The following is a 16,476-nucleotide window of genomic DNA, read 5'->3' on the forward strand; positions in this document are numbered from 1 at the left end:
TAATAAATTGCTTACGTTTTGAATACGCCCGCCTATTTTAAACCACACGTGCAGCTTTTACAGCTGGCGTTGCCGATGATTCTGGCAAATATTACCACACCCTTGTTGGGCTTGGTGGATACGGCGGTAATGGGGCATATGGATTCATCTGCTATGTTAGCAGGGGCATCCATCGGCGCGCTGATCCTAACCCAGATTTATTGGGTGTGTGGCTTTCTGCGGATGTCGACCACGGGTTTAAGTGCTCAGGCCAAAGGCAATACAGGCAACGCCACCCTGCAAGCGACGCAGGTGCTATGGCAGGGAGGAGCGGTGGCACTGGCGCTTGGCTTTGCACTGTTAGTGTTACACGTCCCCGTGTTAAAAATTGGTCTGCTACTGGCTGATCCCAATGCGTTGGTTTCTGTGCATACAGAGGCCTATTTTTCTGTCAGGGTGTGGGGCGCACCTGCCGCGTTATTGAATCTGGTAATGATTGGCTGGCTGGTGGGACAACAGCGAACCAAAGCCGTCATGCTGATTCAAATCGTAGGGAATATGCTTAATGTCGGATTGGACCTGCTATTCGTATTGGGCTTCAACTGGTCAGTGGCGGGAGTAGCCGCAGCCAGTGTCATTGCCGAATACTCCATGGTGGCCATGGCGCTGATTATTGCCTTCCCTCTGTGCAACACCGTTAAGCCGCAGCGAGAATGGTTTGGTAAAGCTGCGCGCAAAACGATTCTCTCGTTAAACAGTAATATTTTGCTGCGTAATCTCATTCTACAATTATGTCTGGCATTTCTGACCTTCCAGGGCGCTCGTTATGGGCAAACTGCGGCAGCCGTGAACGCTATCCTCATGCAATTTTTTGTCTTAATTGCACTGGGGTTAGATGGGGTAGCGTACGCTGTGGAGGCGCTGGTGGGTGAAGCCGCGGGTGCAAAAAAACAACACGAAATTAAAACTACGTCGTTAAGAGGGTTATTCTGGTCCAGTCTGTTTGCATTACTCTATTCTATTGGATTTTACCTGTTCGGCGACATTATCATTGGTCAGCTCACCGATATTACCAAGCTTCAGCAGGCCGCCATGACCTATCTGCCTCTGATGGTATGGCTACCGATAGTGGGGCACTGGTGTTTTCTATTCGATGGTGTTTTTGTGGGTCTGACCCGCGCCAAAGCGATGCGCAATAGCATGTTAGTAAGCGCGCTGGTGTATTTTCCCACATGGTATGCACTTAAAAATCTTGGCAATGAAGCCCTATGGTATGCGTTACTGGCATTTTTACTTAGCAGAGGGGTGGTATTGGGAGGCTATTTCGCCTGGTTAAGTCGTCAAAATAGCTGCCATGATTAATTTTAATGCCCACAACACAGTATCTCTTTACACCTCACCCTCTTGCTCTCACCTCAATAATGTCAAACTAATCAACCATCCGATTAGTGACATCGTAATACTGCCTGTAACAAAAATAATAATCAGTGACATAGTTGAATTAAATAAGAATGCTCGAGGCTGGGTGACTTGATGCTCAACTACCACTTTTACAATGGTTTTATTCAAATTTATTAAATATTGGCGGTAGGCACTTAATTTAGCTAAATAGGGTTTGAAAGTAGCTACCATACAGAGAAAAGCGACCTCGATGCCGCCGTATTGCAGAAAGATAAGCAGTTCCATTGCTATGGGCGAGGCGAGTAAGACTGCAAGCAGCAACAGGAAAAGCTTTGCTCGCGGATGAGTCTCTAAGTAGCCCTGTATTTTTGTAAGCAATGCTTCTTCCGTTTAACATAAGCTGTGTAAATGAAATGTTAACTTCACATAAATGAAACATGCTGTCAATATATTTATTGGCGTAGTAAATAGGTTCGTTTTTTCTTATTTTTTGGGCTTGTAGCAGGGAGCATGTCCCTGATGTAGCCGACATGACGTATGCCAACGATCACTTATTATGAATAATATCATTTTATGTAGCTAAACTGGCCGCCACGAATTCTCTTGTCGGGCTTGAGACAGTATTACCTTGGACGGATTGCAATTGTAAAACAGAAGAAGGAAAGTGAACGCTGTCTATGGGCTTTGGTAAGGGCAGTTATCCTGCCGCAAAGGGTAAAAAGCCGCGCGTAGGGCAGATCAGGGCTGAAATCTTTTTCCCGTTACCCGGGCTCGACAGGCTCTAGCCTCCTTCACTTTTCACAAACATGCCTTGACTAAATACCCGCCTCTGTCTCTGCGCTCATCAAACATCAATGCGGTTGGGGTTGAAACGCACAAGCGAGCGCTTAATGCGAGATAAAGCATGCAAAACTTCGAACGTACGCTGTAAGCGGTACACAAACCAGAATAATATCGACCTTTCTAGGCCTAAAACAGAACTTCAAAACTGGTATCATTTATTTTTTGAATCGGTGAAATGGAGTCATATTCATCCACGCATAATATTACCTTGGCATCTCAGTTCGAGAAACACACACATTGGCAGGGGGATGACAGTCAGAACTTTTGCTGGCTCCGCACTGATGAGGTCTCAGAGTAGAACTGGTTACGATTGATGTATACTCATGCATGAACACGCGGGGTAATATTTAACGTTAACTCTCGGACAGAAGAAAGCCATCGTACTATACAAAAAAGCCTGGGCCCGTTATCTTCATGAAGGGTTTTGTCTGGCACTACAACTCAGGCGTCCAGCAATTCATTGGTGTTTTATACAAGCATAATCAGGGTGTGGTAACGATGGGTTACCTATTCATCAAATGGATTATGTCGCGACCGGGACTCACGCAGCCGGGTGAAGCGATTGAGAAAGATGCCGATGTAACCGCTCATCGCCAGGGCGAAACCCATCAGCATTATCGCCACACTAACCCATAAGGTAATTATGCTCTGCGCATCGGCGAACAGCATGCCACTGGCACCTAACGCAAAAACCAGCAATCCCCACTTAAAGCGGTGCCAGCTTTTGCTCAGTCCGAAAAAGCGAGTTTCGGCATCCATTTTAGTAGTAGGAGTGTTCACCAGCCTGGTGTTCTGTGGCATCTCTTACGCCTTTTAATTCACCAGCAAACTGCTCCAGCATCTGTTTTTCGATGCCTTCTTTTAAAGTAACATCCACCATTGCACAACCGTTGCAGCCGCCGCCAAATTGTAATACAGCGAAGCCGTCTTCGGTAATCTCAGTGAGTACTACCTTACCACCGTGGCTGGCTAATTGCGGGTTAACTTCTGACTCAATCATGTAGTTAACACGTTCAACTAAGGGCGCATCATCAGCCACCTTACGGGCTTTAGCGTTCGGAGCTTTCAGTGTAAGTTGAGAGCCCATTTGATCCGTAACGTAATCAATCTCAGCTTCCTGCAGATAGGGTGCGCTCTCTTCATCCACAACCGCGTCAAAGCCAGTAAAGGGCAGTCTCACATCGGAGTCTTCTACCGCGTCCGGTGGGCAATAGGAGACACCACATTCTGCCGATGATGTACCAGGGTTCACCACAAACACACGAATATTGGTTCCAGCTTCTTGTTTTTCCAATAATTTAGCAAAGTGTGCCTGCGCTTCTTCTGATATAGTGATCATTAACAAATCCTGTCTCGAATTAATGTTCAGACTATGATAACAAATTTACTTGAGTAAAACAGTCAAGTATTGCACAGAATTTTACGTGAGTTCAGCAGACATGAACAAGGTTTGGTAATGAAGAAACTGAAAATGTTGATATCGTCGGTGGGTGTGGTGTTTTTACTATGCACGACCCAATCATTAGCTAAATTTCCACAGGTCGATGAGGGCGGCCGACCTGCCGCGGCTTATCTTCCTAAAAACATCACCTTTGATCCTGCTATTCCAACGCCAGAGGCGTATCTCGGTACAGAGGTAGGGGAATGGCATGTGCGTCACGATCAATTAGTAGGATATATGCAGGCACTGGCAAATGCTTCTGACCGGCTATCTATCGAGGTGACCGGATACACTCATGAACAGCGTCCCCTCGTCTTACTGACCGCTACCAGCAAAACCAATCAAAACAACATTGAATCATTGCGCAAACAACATATCGCCGCGTTGGATAGCAAGCAGAATGCGAACAAAAATAACCCATTGGTTATGTATCTTGGGTATAGCATTCACGGAAACGAGCCATCGGGGAGTAACGCAGCTATGGTCGTGGCTTATTACCTGGCTGCAGCTCAAGGTGAGGAGATAAACAAACTGCTAAACAACGCGATTGTGCTTCTTGATCCTTCGCTGAATCCGGACGGACTATCGCGCTTCGCCCATTGGGCAAACATGCATAAAGGTAAGCAGTTGAATGCCGATCCTGAACATCGTGAACATCAGGAAGGCTGGCCCTCAGGCCGGACAAATCATTACTGGTTCGATTTAAACCGAGACTGGTTATTGCTCACCCATCCTGAATCACAGGCGCGCATTCATCAGTTTCATAAGTGGCGACCGCATGTGCTCACTGATTCGCATGAAATGGATACCGACAGCACCTATTTCTTCCAGCCCGGGGTTGCATCCCGCAAGAACCCCTGGACACCCGATGCGAATGTCACCTTGACCGAGGCATTGGCCAAGTTTCACGCCAAAGCATTTGATGCCAATAACGTACTGTATTTCTCTCAGGAAGCCTTTGACGATTTTTACTATGGCAAAGGCTCAACCTATCCTGACGCGCACGGCAGTATCGGTATCCTGTTTGAACAGGCTAGCAGTCGAGGTCATGTGCAATCGTCCATTAACGGTGACGTAGAATTTGCTGACACCATTCAAAATCAGGTTACGACCAGTTTAAGTACTTTAGAAGGGGCGTTGGCCAATAAAGCGGCACTGTTAAACTACCAGTCTAATTTTGCAAAAAACACGCAAAAACTTATAGATGAAGATGATGTGTTTGGTTATGTGATGCGCATGCCCAAGGACCAGCAGCGTGCCCAAGCCATGCTTAATTTACTGGACCAGCATCAGATAGAATATCGTGGCATAAGCAAAGAGCTGGAGGTGGATAAACAGCGGTATGATGCTGACTCGTCATTATTCATTCCATTGAACCAGCCCCAATATCGTTTGGTAAAATCATTGTTTTCCACTCGGCAATCTTTTACAGATAACACCTTTTACGATGTATCAAGCTGGAATCTACCGTTTGCCTTCAATATCGAATTCGACGAAGTGAGCCAGCGCCACCGCAGGCGAGTGAAAACGTCAGACAGCTTTACTCTGAATCAAGCCGGGACGACGCAGATTGATGCTAAAGCCTATGCTTATGCTTTCGAATGGCATCACTACTATGCGCCTGCGCTCTTGCAAGCATTGCTCGAAAAGGGAGTCAAGGTGCGTTCTGCCGGCGAGACATTTACAGCTACCCTGACTAACAGCGAAAATCATCAATTTGGACGTGGCACCATTCTTATTCCAATGGCATTACAAGACCAAAATATAGTGGATACGTTAAGTGAGCTTAGCAGTCAATCAGGGGTGCCGGTGAAATCTATAGCAACCGGTTTAACCAGCCAGGGTATTGATATCGGTAGTGGTAAGATGGCGCCCATCACCCCCGTTAAATTGTTGCTGGTGGGAGGAGAAGAAGCCAGTGAATACGATGTGGGCGAGGTATGGCATTACCTCGATACCAAAGTGGGGTTACCGGTCAGTGTCGTAGAGTTAGATAGGCTAAAAGAAGTCTCGTTAAAAGATTACACCCATGTGGTTTTTGTAAGCGGCGACTACGGCCCACTAGATGAATTGTTTGCCGCAAAGTTAAGTGCCTGGATCCAGGACGGTGGTGTATTAATAGGACAGCAGTCAGCACTAAAATATTTTGAATCCAGTGGTTGGTTAGAGGTGGAAATTGAAGAAGATTCAGCCATTGAAGAGGCCTTTTCCACTGAAGGGTTGCGCTATGCGGATAAAGAAGCGCTGGAAGCGAAGAAGTTAATTGCCGGTGCAACCTACGAAATGCTTATTGATCAGACCCATCCGCTTTTTTATGGTTATCAGCGAGACGCCATCCCAGTATTTAAGTCGAGCAACTTAATCGTAAAAAGTGATAATTCGCCGTTTACCACTATCGCCCGTTATAATCAGGAGCCCTTGCTGGCTGGGTATACCGCACCTGAGCTGGTTAAGATGATAGCAGCTACCACAGCGGTCATCAGTCAACCGCTTGGAGAAGGTGTCATCATCGCATTTACCGACAATATTCATTTTAGAGGCTACTGGTACGGCACTAACAAGCTGATGAGTAACGCTATTTATCAATCAGCCCATATCAAATAGGGTTGAAATGGGCCTCGCTAGGCGCGTTTGCTGGTAGGAGCGAGTGTCACCGCCATCGCCCAGATATCAATCTTGATGCGCGGATGACGTTGTCGTAACTGCCTTGCCAACACATCTACCGTGCAGCCAGTGGTGATGACGTCATCGATGATAGCAATGTGTCGATAAGGTAATGCTTGCGTTACCTTATAAGCCTGACGCAAATTTTGCAGGCGCTGTTGGCGGTTCAGGCCGGTCTGCTGCTTTGCTGATTTGCGTTTAGCCCATTGCGTGTGCATTGGCACGTTCAAGCGTTGACCAAGCAAACTAGCCAGCTCGCTGGCTTGATTGTAGCGCCGCTGATAATAGCGCCAATAGGTGATAGGCACAGGTAGCAGAATTTCGGGTAACGGGGTGTCGCCAAGCATTTGCGAAAACCACTTCGTCAAGATGTCAGCTGGCACCATATCCCGTGATGATTTAAGCCTGAGAATTAACTGATTTAACGGCCATTGGTAAGGACCGATGGCATAGAGCCCATCGATGGCTGAATGTTTTATATTGCGCGCCACCTCTGGTCGCAGCAGCAGGTTTGGGGGTTTGTCAGGGTGGTGAAAAAACACGGTATCATACTGGCAGTACCGGCATACCGCGCTGGCGCTGTATTGGCAGCAAAACAGGCAGGTCAGGTTGGGTAAAAATCGTCTCAGCATGGATCTGCTCTCTTCTTTGCGCGGTATGTAGTGTGAAAACAAATTTTTAGGAAGTACGACGTGCTAGATTCTCATAAACGTAGTGGGCTGATCACCCGATCGGTTGGGACAGGAAAAGAACTGATTTTTCTACATGGGTGGGGCATGAATGGGGGCGCTTTTTCGCAGCTGTTTCCTTATTTGCAAAATGACTTTACGTTAACTGTTATTGATTTGCCTGGGTTTGGTGAAAATAGCCATATTGTTCCCGAACCCTTTTCCCTGCCTGCATTAGCAGACTTAATCGCCTCTCAACTGTCAGAACGCTCTGTTTTGGTGGGGTGGTCGCTCGGTGGTTTAATTGCACAATATTTAGCTCTGCAGCATGAACATACCATCACAGGTTTAATCACCATCGCTTCTTCGCCAAAATTTGAGCAGGCGTCAGGTTGGCCTGGTATAGATGCAGAATTGCTGACACAGTTTCAACAGCAGCTTTCAACTGATTACAAAAAAACCATCGAGCGCTTTTTAGCGATTCAAGCAATGGGGAGTGCTACCGCCAGACAGGATATAAAAGCGATTCGTCAAGCAATTCATGAATACCCTGAGCCCGCACAAAAGGCGTTGGCCGAGGGGCTGCGGCTCTTATCCACTGAAGATTTACGCCAGGATATCAATCGCATCAAGCAACCGACTTTGCGGTTGTATGGCAGGCTGGACAGTCTGGTTCCGCCAAGCAGCGTGGATCAAATCTGCAAGCTGCATCCGCAGGCTGATTCCGTAGTGTTACCCCACGCCTCACACGCGCCTTTTATTTCACATCCCCAGCAAACCGCCGACATCATTAGGCATTTTGTTATGACGCAGCTTACCTAAGTATATTATTGCATACGCAAAATGGGTGTTTTTACGGTGACTGCCTTTTTAATTAGCGCCGTTTTGTATAATAATTGACCTCGGGTAGTAAGAGGTAGAAGTATTTTGAACAGTATTGATTCAGGTATGGCGTCGGCATTTGCGGCGGGCTATAGCGGCCTTCAACAAGCGCAAGCTGATATTACGCAAGCGTCTGAAAATATCGCCGAGCGTACTATGCGAACGTCAGAGAGTCAGAACCAAAATGGTAGTGGCTCCAGTACATCGGGTCAGTCGTCTGCTTCAGCGGGCAATATGACGTCTGATTTAGTTTCGTTGAAGATGGGAAGTATCAACGCCGAAGCCAACGCAAAAGTGTTGAGCACGTCATTTGATAATCTCGGAACCATCATCGATACGCTTGCTTAGAAGCAAACAGTGAACATCGTCACGCCCATCCCTACCAATGTGGTGTTTAGTACTGCCAACGTTAATACCGAGGCGGCGCGTCGTGACAACCTGTTAATAGAAACCATTCCCGCCACCTCCGCCTCTGATCAGGGGGATAACAACAAGGGACTAGGTTCAGATTCTGATCGAGCGCGCTCACCGGGCCAACTTGCTGGCCCCCTTGTGTATGAAAAGCCTCAAATCCAGTCTCAGGTAAGTGAAGCACTTGCTCAGCAGGAGGAAGCGGCAAATAACAGCGAGCAGGATGAGGCAAACGGCGAGAGCGCCGGTAAAGATAGTGCCGAAGATAAACAACAACAGCAAGCAGAAGAACAAAAGCTCAAACAATTAAAAGATCGTGATGCCGAAGTACGTCGTCATGAAGAAGCTCACGCATCTGTAGGGGGGCAATATGCCGGCGCGCCTCAATATGAATATGAGGAAGGCCCCGACGGCAAGCGCTATGCTGTGGGTGGCGAAGTGTCTATCGATATTTCTGAAGCGCCCACGCCTGAAAAAACCATTCAAAAGATGGAGCAGGTTCGCGCAGCCGCGTTGGCACCTGAACAACCCTCTCAACAAGATTTAAAAGTGGCTGCCGAAGCGCAGCAAAAATCTGCCGAAGCTAAAGCAGAGTTAGCCAAAGAAAAAGCGCAAGTCGCTCCGACGGCGGGACTAAAGGCGCGTTTAGCTGATGTGGACAATTCAATATCTACGAACAATGCAACTGCAACTAGCATGGCTGTTCGCACAGGCGTTATCCAACAACACTACCAAGGTGTGGCATCACCAAAAGGTGGTGGCTTTTCTGCCAGCGCATAACGCTTTCGCCTTCGTTCAAAAGTTTTTCTGTCTAACGGGTTGTATCACGTGCGTGCGCATTGACTAACCGGCTTTGTGCGTAATGAATCAACTTTGCTTAGCGGCATGACCGACCTTTGTGATGGGGATGTGCTACCGATACCGGCAGCAACATTTGTTGGTGCTTCACCGGTTTATTTCATCGGGTAAACCATTCCACCGTAATGCGTGGAGGATTCACGCAGCCATTTGGTTAATATCCACTTAGTGCCCTGTGTCACGGGCCGACCTGAGTGATACGAATCACGCAAGGTGGCCCCGTCGCGTGTCCAGTTATCAAAAATCAGTACATCGCCTACATTACCTTTTACACGAATACCAAGCTTTGGAAATTCTGTCTCACCACCCGTATAGTTGTCTGATAAATAGGTGATCGCAGTTTTCACCCGTTGACCCCCATCACTTAGGATCTTATCAAATTCAGGCCCTTGACCAACTATGGCATCGTAATGGGGCTTGTATTCCTGATGGTTTTTATAACGCAGTAAATTCATTGATTCACCGCGTTTACGGCTTATTCCAGTTAATGACTCAAGGATCATGTCTATTTCAAGACAAAACCAATCGAGATGATCGGGAGTGATGGGAACGATATCACTGGTACGAATGTCGTTTTTGATGCCCTTACCGGTTACGGGGTCATGCACCATTGACGGTTGTAGATGGGGTTGTAAACGCAACGTTATGTAGTTACAACAGAGTTGAGAAATTACTTTTCTGTATAATTTGATCCCAATTTTTTCAACCGTTAATACAGGTTCATGATGAGTACGCGCAAACCAACTTCGGCACACATACTCAAGTAAATCGTCAATGTCAGCATTTTGTTCGGCGTATTCTTTAACCTGATTAGTGAGATCGTGTAGGGCCAAATCATGTAACAGTCTAGGCGCAAATCGCTGCAACAACGCTGCGTAAAAGACCTGATCTTTATGCCCATCACTCAGATTCAAAAGAATCAGAATAGACTCAGCGTGCCCCGCTATGGCTTCACTGTGTAATAATTTAAAATCTGCTACGGTTAAGTCCGGTTCATCGAAAAATGCTTTCAACGTTACCAGACGATGCAGTGTTCCTTTTACCCCAGCATTCCAACGTTGCTGTAAAAATTGATAAGCATCGTCTGGTCGCTGTCGAAAATATTGTTCAGCCAGATACAAGGTTGCCATTGAATGGCCAAACTGTGCAGCTTGAGTAAGAGCCTGATTTGCTGCTGGAATATTTTGACGCGAAAAATGTTGTAATGCTTGTTGAAAGAAAGCCTCTCCGTTCATTGACTGCCTGCACGGGTATTTAAAAACTAAAAGACTAACGCCCTTACATTGACATTACAACTGCTGACATTCTGTACAAGTAATCGCATTTTACCAAATGATGACGTTTTCACAGCGGGGGATGACACGCAGCAGGTTTATGGGTGAGGTGTAAGATTGAAGGATAAGTAGGGTGGTGGGCTTTAAGAAAGCCGATTATACACGCAATAGAGGAATGCAAGACTGTTGCATTCCTCCACATTTGCGTTTTTCACGATAGCAGAGTTTATTAACTTATTTCTGCTTGGCTTTCGCAAACGCATCAGCAAAGGCATTACCCATCGCCGCGTTTTGCGCCGGCGCAGCGTGGCGCTGGCCTTTATTGTGTCCCTTGGAATTAGAACGGGGTGATGCAGATTTGCTCTTAGGTACAGCGGCCTTGGCTGGTGCAGGGGTTTCATCTAATCGCATAGTAAAGGAAATACGCTTGCGCTCTACATCTACTTCCATCACTTTCACTTTGACGATGTCTCCCGCTTTGACTACTTCGCGCGGATCGGAAATAAACTTATTAGTCAGTGCCGAGATGTGAACCAGACCGTCCTGGTGCACGCCTACATCCACAAAGGCCCCAAAATTTGCCACATTGCTCACCACGCCTTCTAATATCATGCCTGGTTTAAGATCGCTAATGGTCTCCACACCTTCTTTGAACGCCGCCGTTTTAAATTCTGGGCGCGGATCGCGGCCAGGTTTATCCAGTTCTTTAAGAATGTCTTTGACGGTGGGCAGACCAAATTGTTCATCGGTAAACGTATCAGGTGAAAGTTTTCTCAGTAATTCAGTATTACCAATTAAATCGTTAACCGCTACATTCGTTTGCGCCACAATTTTATCAATCACCGGGTAGGCTTCAGGATGCACAGCAGAACGATCAAGCGGATTGGTACCATCGTTGATGCGCAGGAATCCAGCGGCTTGCTCGAAAGCTTTCGGCCCTAAACGCTCAACCTTCAACAACGCTTTACGATCGGAAAATGCGCCATTGTTATTGCGGAACATGACAATGTTGTTAGCCAGGGTTTTATTCAGACCAGACACATAACTTAACAACGCTGGTGAAGCCGTATTTAAATCCACCCCTACAGCGTTCACACAGTCTTCAATAACCTGATCAAGTGATTTGCCTAACTGACTTTGACTTACATCATGCTGATACTGGCCTACGCCAATCGCTTTGGGCTCAATTTTAACCAATTCAGCAAGAGGATCCTGTAAACGACGAGCAATGGAAACTGCACCACGTAATGACACATCTAAATCAGGCAGTTCTTGCGAGGCTAATTCAGAGGCTGAGTAAACCGATGCCCCTGCCTCACTGACTACAATTTTTTGCGCCTTTAGTTCAGGCTGGGCTTTCAGCATCTCGGCCACCAGTTTATCGGTTTCGCGCGAAGCGGTGCCGTTACCAATGCTGATCAGAGTGACTTTATGTTGTTGGCACAACACGGCCAGGGTGCGTAATGACTTATCCCACTGATTTTGTGGCGCATGGGGATAAATGGTATTGGTTGCCAATACCTTACCGGTGGCATCCACAATGGCCACTTTCACACCGGTACGTAAACCCGGATCCAAGCCCATGGTCACACGCGAGCCAGCCGGGGCAGCCATAAGCAAATCGTTCAGGTTCTTGGCAAATACATTAATTGCCTCTTCATCCGCTCTTTCACGCAAGCTGGCAAAGAGTTCCGTTTCCATGTGCATGCCGATTTTGATTTTCCAGGTCCACTGCACCACCTGCTGCAAAAATGCATCCGCTGGACGGCCTTTATCCTGAATCTCCACGTGTGCGGCAATAATGCTCTCACATTCTGAGCGCTGACCGGCAGACTCGTTCGTTGGATCGGCGTTCAGGTGTATGTGCAACATACCCTCATTGCGGCCACGGAACATTGCTAATGCGCGGTGTGAGGGCACGGTTTTAAATTTTTCCTGATGCGCAAAATAATCTTTGTATTTGGCCGCTTCTTTTTCTTTTCCCGCAACCACTGAACTGACCATTACCGCATTGTCGGTAAGGTAACGGCGAATTTTAGCTAATAATGCTGCATCTTCAGCAAAGCGTTCCATCAAGATAAATCGCGCCCCTTCAAGAGCGGCTTTGGTATCGGCCACCCCTTTATCGACATCGACAAACGCTTGTGCTTCGTTTTCCGGATCTAGTTCAGGGTTGCTATATAATGCGTCGGCAAGCGGCTCCAGTCCTGCCTCAATAGCTATTTGTCCCTTGGTGCGCCGACGAGGTTTATAAGGCAAATACAAATCTTCCAGCGTAGTTTTGCTGTCGGCTGTTTTGATCTGAGCGGCTAATTCGTCACTCAATTTGCCTTGTTCGCTTATTGACTTAAGAATAACGTTGCGACGATCTTCCAGTTCACGTAAATAGGTTAAACGCTGTTGAAGATTACGTAACTGGGTATCGTCCAGCCCTTGGGTGACTTCTTTTCGGTAACGGGCAATAAAGGGAACAGTGGCGCCTTCATCCAGAAGATTAACGGCAGCTTCAATCTGGCTTTCTTTTACCGCCAGTTCTTTCGCAATAGTCGATATGATCATAGATTATCAATTGAATGTTTAATTAGGGCTGAAGAATGAATGTCTCAGCCAAGAGATAGGTTCATTTCACGTAAAAACAAGAGACGCAGTATATCACTGATAAATTAAGAGGGGAGATTAAAATCTGGCAAGATTCTATAAAGCATCAAAAACGTCAGGTAGCACTCATAGCAAACATCAAAGCGGATTGGTAACACTTCATACTTATTTCACATAACATCGTTTAGCGTCGTTACTTTCATTACATTATTTAAGTAGAAAGTGCCGCATCATGAACAGCCAAATTCAATTAATAAATGTGAGTCAGCAATTTTCAGATCAAGGTGCCACCGTGCATCTGTTCAGCAACCTTAATTTAGTCATACAGCAAGGCCGGTCTTACGCGATAACCGGACCTTCAGGTAGCGGCAAGTCAAGTTTATTAATGATTATGGCAGGCCTCGAGCAGCCTCACGCGGGGCGCCTTTCCTACTTTACATCTAACACCATTGCACCGCTGGACAGCCTACGTAGAAGCACCGGCTTTGTATTTCAACAATTTCATTTACTGCCAGAGCTTTCAGCGTTGCACAACGTTGCGCTCCCTTTAAAGCTGCGGGGAGATAAATATGCAGAAGAAAAAGCCGAAGTATGGTTGGCGAAAGTAGGCCTGGCGAACAGAATGAACCACAAACCCACCACCTTAAGTGGTGGCGAGCAACAACGGGTGGCCTTAGCCAGGGCATTGGTGTTTGAACCCAAGTACATTTTTGCTGATGAGCCCACAGGTAATCTTGATGCAAATAGTGCCCATGACGTAGCGGATTTACTGTTCTCATGCTGTGAAGAACAAAACGCTGCATTGGTAGTGGTCACCCACTGTCAGAAGCTGGCACGAAGAGCGCAGCGCGTGTTTAATCTTGAGTTTGGGCATTGTGGTGTGCAACGAGATGATGCGCGCAGGGGGGCATTATGCTAGGACCATCTATCAAATTAGCCTGGCAACTTTTTCATCAAGAGAAGTACGCTAACCATCAGGTGCTGCTACGCTGGACCCAAGGAGTATTGCTGGTTTTTATGGTCACATTAAGCCTGACCAGCTCGAATATTCAATATTTTTTAGAGCGCAATCTACAGTCACTACTGGGGGCTGACGTGGTTGTATCTCACTCGCAAAAACTCACTCTCAACCAGATTAAGGAATTAAACAGCTGGGCTAAAAAAATTGTGTGGACGCGGCAACTAAAAGCAATGATTACCAGGGATGAACAATGGCAACAGATTTCGCTTAAAGCGGTGGGCAATGATTATCCCTTGCAGGGAGAGCTTCGCTACAGTCAGCAACTAGATGTGGAAGGCGAGGCGCGGACGGTTTCTTTTCCAAACGGCATCCCCCGGTTAGGAGAGATCTGGCTAGAACCCAGATTGATGAAGGCGTTAAACGTGCATGTCGGCGAGGATATTGAGTTGGGTGAACGCGCCTTTAAAGTTTCCAGCATACTCTTGCATGAGCCTGACCGGCTGCTGGAAGCGCATAATGTTGATATGCGCGCCATGATAAATGCGGAAGACTTATCAAGTTTGCAGTTTCCGGATGAAGTGATTCAGCATCGTTATTTGATTGCCGCCAATAACTCGAACATTCAAAACATATTGGACTGGCAGGCCGTTAACCTGCCCGCTGCGAGGATACACCATAAAGGGAGTGGGCATCCATTGGCCTTATTTTGGAAAAGAGTGGAAAACTTCGTTGGGCTTACTTCAATTATTCTGTTTTTCATGGCGGCAATCGGAATCCAGCAACTTTCTCACGTGCACGTGCGCAAAGATCAGCTTTTCACCGCTTTATGCATGAGCATGACAGCGTCAAAACTCCCTGGTGCGGTGATTTCTTGGTTTAAATGGTTTTTCGGGTTTGCCTGGTCATTACCTGGCGTACTTTTATTTTCTACAGCACTGCACTGGCTAATCGTAAAGTGGTTACGCGATACCTTTACCGATATTGAGTGGTTTTGGGATGTAACTCAGCTTTATACGCCGATAGCGATATTGGCAGTCGTTTTTATGCTTTTTTATTCCCGCGTCTGGCTATCTTTTATCAACTGCTCTGCAGCTCAGCTGTTAAGAGAAGCACCGCTGAAATCGCAGCAATGGATAAGCCAGCTAATGATTCTGGTCGGGTTGACTATGGTTGCTTTTTTCTATTCAGATAATCACACCCTCACTTTCATGGTTGTCATCGCATTGGCTTTTTGCGTGGTGACGATGATCGTAGTGAGTTGGGGGTCATTATATGTGTTGGAGCGTATAACGAGGAGAATGTCAGGACTTATCCCCTTCTCACTTTACATGATGCGGCAACGCATAGTGAGCAAAAGTACCCAAATGCTGGGAGTGGGGCTGTCGTGCTTTCTCTTACTCTTTACCCTGATGTTATTAAAAGACTTTGGGGCATCGATGAGTCATTATACCCGACAACATGATGGCAATGTTTTAGTCACGCAAGCTACCCCAGCGCAAATGGACGCGATCCAGCAATGGGCTGGGCAGAAGGATATCTCCCTTCGTCAGCACAAACCTTATGTTTACGCGCAGTTACTCGAAGTGAATTCAATTGCGCTAGCAAAGTTTATCAGTAATCCCAGTGAAAGCGCTGCAACCCTTTCCCGACCCATCCGGCTGCATTGGAGTGACACGATTCCTGGCAATAATCGCGTCGTAACAGGACAGTGGTGGCAACCCGATACAAGGCACTGGCAACAGATTTCGGTGGAGCAAGAAGTGATGACCGATTTAAAGCTTCACCTAGGTGACACGCTATATTTTCAAATTGGCCCTGACCGCGCTGCCTTCAGGATTGTGGCCAGTCACGAGTATCAAGCCGGAAATGGCTCGATTACTTTTTGGATGCAGGTGCCCCCTGCTGCTCTGGCTCACCTCAATGCAGCCCGTTATAGCATGGCTAGCATGGAACTGGCTGAACCCCACTGGGCCGAGCTCAGTCAGCTTTGGCGGCAACATCCATCGCTGCGGATGGTAACCCTTAAGGACTTAATGCGTCGATATGACAACGTGTTAGGAATGGTAACCACGGTGGTCAGTGGGTTCTCACTAATTATTAGCTTACTGGCGGCAATCGTCATTGTGGCTACGGTAAAATCCTGTGAAGCGCGGGATAGAAGCCGTAACAGTGTCATCTTAAGTTTTGGGTTATCCAGGTTAACCTGTTTTCGCCTAACGATAATTGAATGGTTTTTTACTGCCACAATCGCCGCCTGCGGCGCCATTTCAGGAACCTATCTGGCCGGCATGCTAATTTATCACTCACAGTTTTCGCTGGCGTATTCACCAGATTTCCTATGGCTGGCCGCAACCCTGTGCATTGTGTTGCTATTGGTTACCGCGCTAGGTTTGATGGCAAGCAAACAATCGCTGAATAATAGCATCCGACAACTTATGGCAGAAAATTAGCCGGACTTCACATCTGTTTCACATACAAGGCGTCATTATGAGCAAA

General features: G+C 47.0%; 13 protein-coding genes. 7 read left to right on the plus strand and 6 right to left on the minus strand.

The window, feature by feature from the left end:
- Positions 1 to 75 precede the first annotated feature (75 nt).
- Positions 76 to 1,341 (plus strand): MATE family efflux transporter, encoded by a 1,266-nt coding sequence (locus tag OPS25_RS10895; RefSeq protein ID WP_265617748.1) that lies wholly within the window; start codon positions 76 to 78, stop codon positions 1,339 to 1,341.
- Positions 1,342 to 1,389: 48 nt separating this feature from the next.
- Here OPS25_RS10895 and OPS25_RS10900 read toward each other — a convergent pair whose 3' ends face one another.
- From OPS25_RS10900 to nfuA, 3 genes are all read right to left on the minus strand, one after another.
- On the minus strand, positions 1,390 to 1,758 hold the full coding sequence (locus OPS25_RS10900) for a hypothetical protein (protein ID WP_265617749.1): 369 nt from the start codon (positions 1,756 to 1,758) through the stop codon (positions 1,390 to 1,392).
- A 972-nt stretch (positions 1,759 to 2,730) separates the two neighbouring features.
- Positions 2,731 to 3,003, minus strand: coding sequence for a hypothetical protein (locus OPS25_RS10905; protein WP_265617750.1), 273 nt, complete (start codon positions 3,001 to 3,003; stop codon positions 2,731 to 2,733).
- Entirely contained in the window at positions 2,984 to 3,562 is a 579-nt protein-coding gene (nfuA, locus tag OPS25_RS10910; RefSeq protein ID WP_265617751.1) for a Fe-S biogenesis protein NfuA, read from the minus strand. The genes OPS25_RS10905 and nfuA overlap by 20 nt, the downstream gene beginning before the upstream one ends.
- 117 nt (positions 3,563 to 3,679) lie before the next feature.
- Between nfuA and OPS25_RS10915 the strand changes: the two genes are divergently transcribed.
- On the plus strand, positions 3,680 to 6,268 hold the full coding sequence (locus OPS25_RS10915) for a M14 family metallopeptidase (protein ID WP_265617752.1): 2,589 nt from the start codon (positions 3,680 to 3,682) through the stop codon (positions 6,266 to 6,268).
- 17 nt (positions 6,269 to 6,285) lie between these two features.
- Here OPS25_RS10915 and OPS25_RS10920 read toward each other — a convergent pair whose 3' ends face one another.
- On the minus strand, positions 6,286 to 6,960 hold the full coding sequence (locus tag OPS25_RS10920) for a ComF family protein (protein WP_265617753.1): 675 nt from the start codon (positions 6,958 to 6,960) through the stop codon (positions 6,286 to 6,288).
- 60 nt (positions 6,961 to 7,020) lie between these two features.
- On the opposite strand from OPS25_RS10920, the gene bioH reads away from it, so the two are divergent.
- From bioH to OPS25_RS10935, 3 genes are all read left to right on the plus strand, one after another.
- Positions 7,021 to 7,818, plus strand: coding sequence for a pimeloyl-ACP methyl ester esterase BioH (bioH, locus tag OPS25_RS10925; protein WP_265617754.1), 798 nt, complete (start codon positions 7,021 to 7,023; stop codon positions 7,816 to 7,818).
- A gap of 105 nt (positions 7,819 to 7,923) precedes the next feature.
- Positions 7,924 to 8,226, plus strand: coding sequence for a hypothetical protein (locus OPS25_RS10930; RefSeq protein ID WP_265617755.1), 303 nt, complete (start codon positions 7,924 to 7,926; stop codon positions 8,224 to 8,226).
- 9 nt (positions 8,227 to 8,235) lie between these two features.
- Positions 8,236 to 9,069 (plus strand): putative metalloprotease CJM1_0395 family protein, encoded by an 834-nt coding sequence (locus OPS25_RS10935; RefSeq protein WP_265617756.1) that lies wholly within the window; start codon positions 8,236 to 8,238, stop codon positions 9,067 to 9,069.
- Positions 9,070 to 9,242: 173 nt separating this feature from the next.
- Here OPS25_RS10935 and OPS25_RS10940 read toward each other — a convergent pair whose 3' ends face one another.
- Together OPS25_RS10940 and OPS25_RS10945 are read right to left on the minus strand one after the other, a co-directional pair.
- Positions 9,243 to 10,382 carry a prolyl hydroxylase family protein gene (locus OPS25_RS10940; RefSeq protein WP_265617757.1) on the minus strand — a complete coding sequence of 380 codons (1,140 nt, stop codon included), beginning with the start codon at positions 10,380 to 10,382 and terminating at the stop codon, positions 9,243 to 9,245.
- 273 nt (positions 10,383 to 10,655) lie between these two features.
- Positions 10,656 to 12,980, minus strand: coding sequence for a Tex family protein (locus tag OPS25_RS10945; protein ID WP_265617758.1), 2,325 nt, complete (start codon positions 12,978 to 12,980; stop codon positions 10,656 to 10,658).
- A 271-nt stretch (positions 12,981 to 13,251) separates the two neighbouring features.
- Here OPS25_RS10945 and OPS25_RS10950 point away from each other — a divergent pair, with 271 nt between their 5' ends.
- Positions 13,252 to 13,938, plus strand: a complete 687-nt coding sequence (locus OPS25_RS10950; protein WP_265617759.1) for an ABC transporter ATP-binding protein — start codon at positions 13,252 to 13,254, stop codon at positions 13,936 to 13,938.
- Positions 13,932 to 16,430, plus strand: coding sequence for an ABC transporter permease (locus OPS25_RS10955; RefSeq protein WP_265617760.1), 2,499 nt, complete (start codon positions 13,932 to 13,934; stop codon positions 16,428 to 16,430). The genes OPS25_RS10950 and OPS25_RS10955 overlap by 7 nt, the downstream gene beginning before the upstream one ends.
- Positions 16,431 to 16,476 lie beyond the last annotated feature (46 nt).

It is taken from the genome of Alteromonas aquimaris (genome assembly GCF_026183695.1).
GTDB lineage: Bacteria > Pseudomonadota > Gammaproteobacteria > Enterobacterales > Alteromonadaceae > Alteromonas > Alteromonas aquimaris.

Excerpts from the sequence above, each read along its gene's own strand:
- OPS25_RS10895 (WP_265617748.1), top strand. The coding sequence starts at position 76 with ATGATTCTGGCAAATATTACCACACCCTTGTTGGGCTTGGTGGATACG.
- OPS25_RS10920 (WP_265617753.1), bottom strand. The coding sequence starts at position 6,960 with ATGCTGAGACGATTTTTACCCAACCTGACCTGCCTGTTTTGCTGCCAA.
- nfuA (WP_265617751.1), bottom strand. The coding sequence starts at position 3,562 with ATGATCACTATATCAGAAGAAGCGCAGGCACACTTTGCTAAATTATTG.
- OPS25_RS10955 (WP_265617760.1), top strand. The coding sequence starts at position 13,932 with ATGCTAGGACCATCTATCAAATTAGCCTGGCAACTTTTTCATCAAGAG.
- OPS25_RS10950 (WP_265617759.1), top strand. The coding sequence starts at position 13,252 with ATGAACAGCCAAATTCAATTAATAAATGTGAGTCAGCAATTTTCAGAT.
- OPS25_RS10940 (WP_265617757.1), bottom strand. The coding sequence starts at position 10,382 with ATGAACGGAGAGGCTTTCTTTCAACAAGCATTACAACATTTTTCGCGT.
- OPS25_RS10915 (WP_265617752.1), top strand. The coding sequence starts at position 3,680 with ATGAAGAAACTGAAAATGTTGATATCGTCGGTGGGTGTGGTGTTTTTA.
- OPS25_RS10945 (WP_265617758.1), bottom strand. The coding sequence starts at position 12,980 with ATGATCATATCGACTATTGCGAAAGAACTGGCGGTAAAAGAAAGCCAG.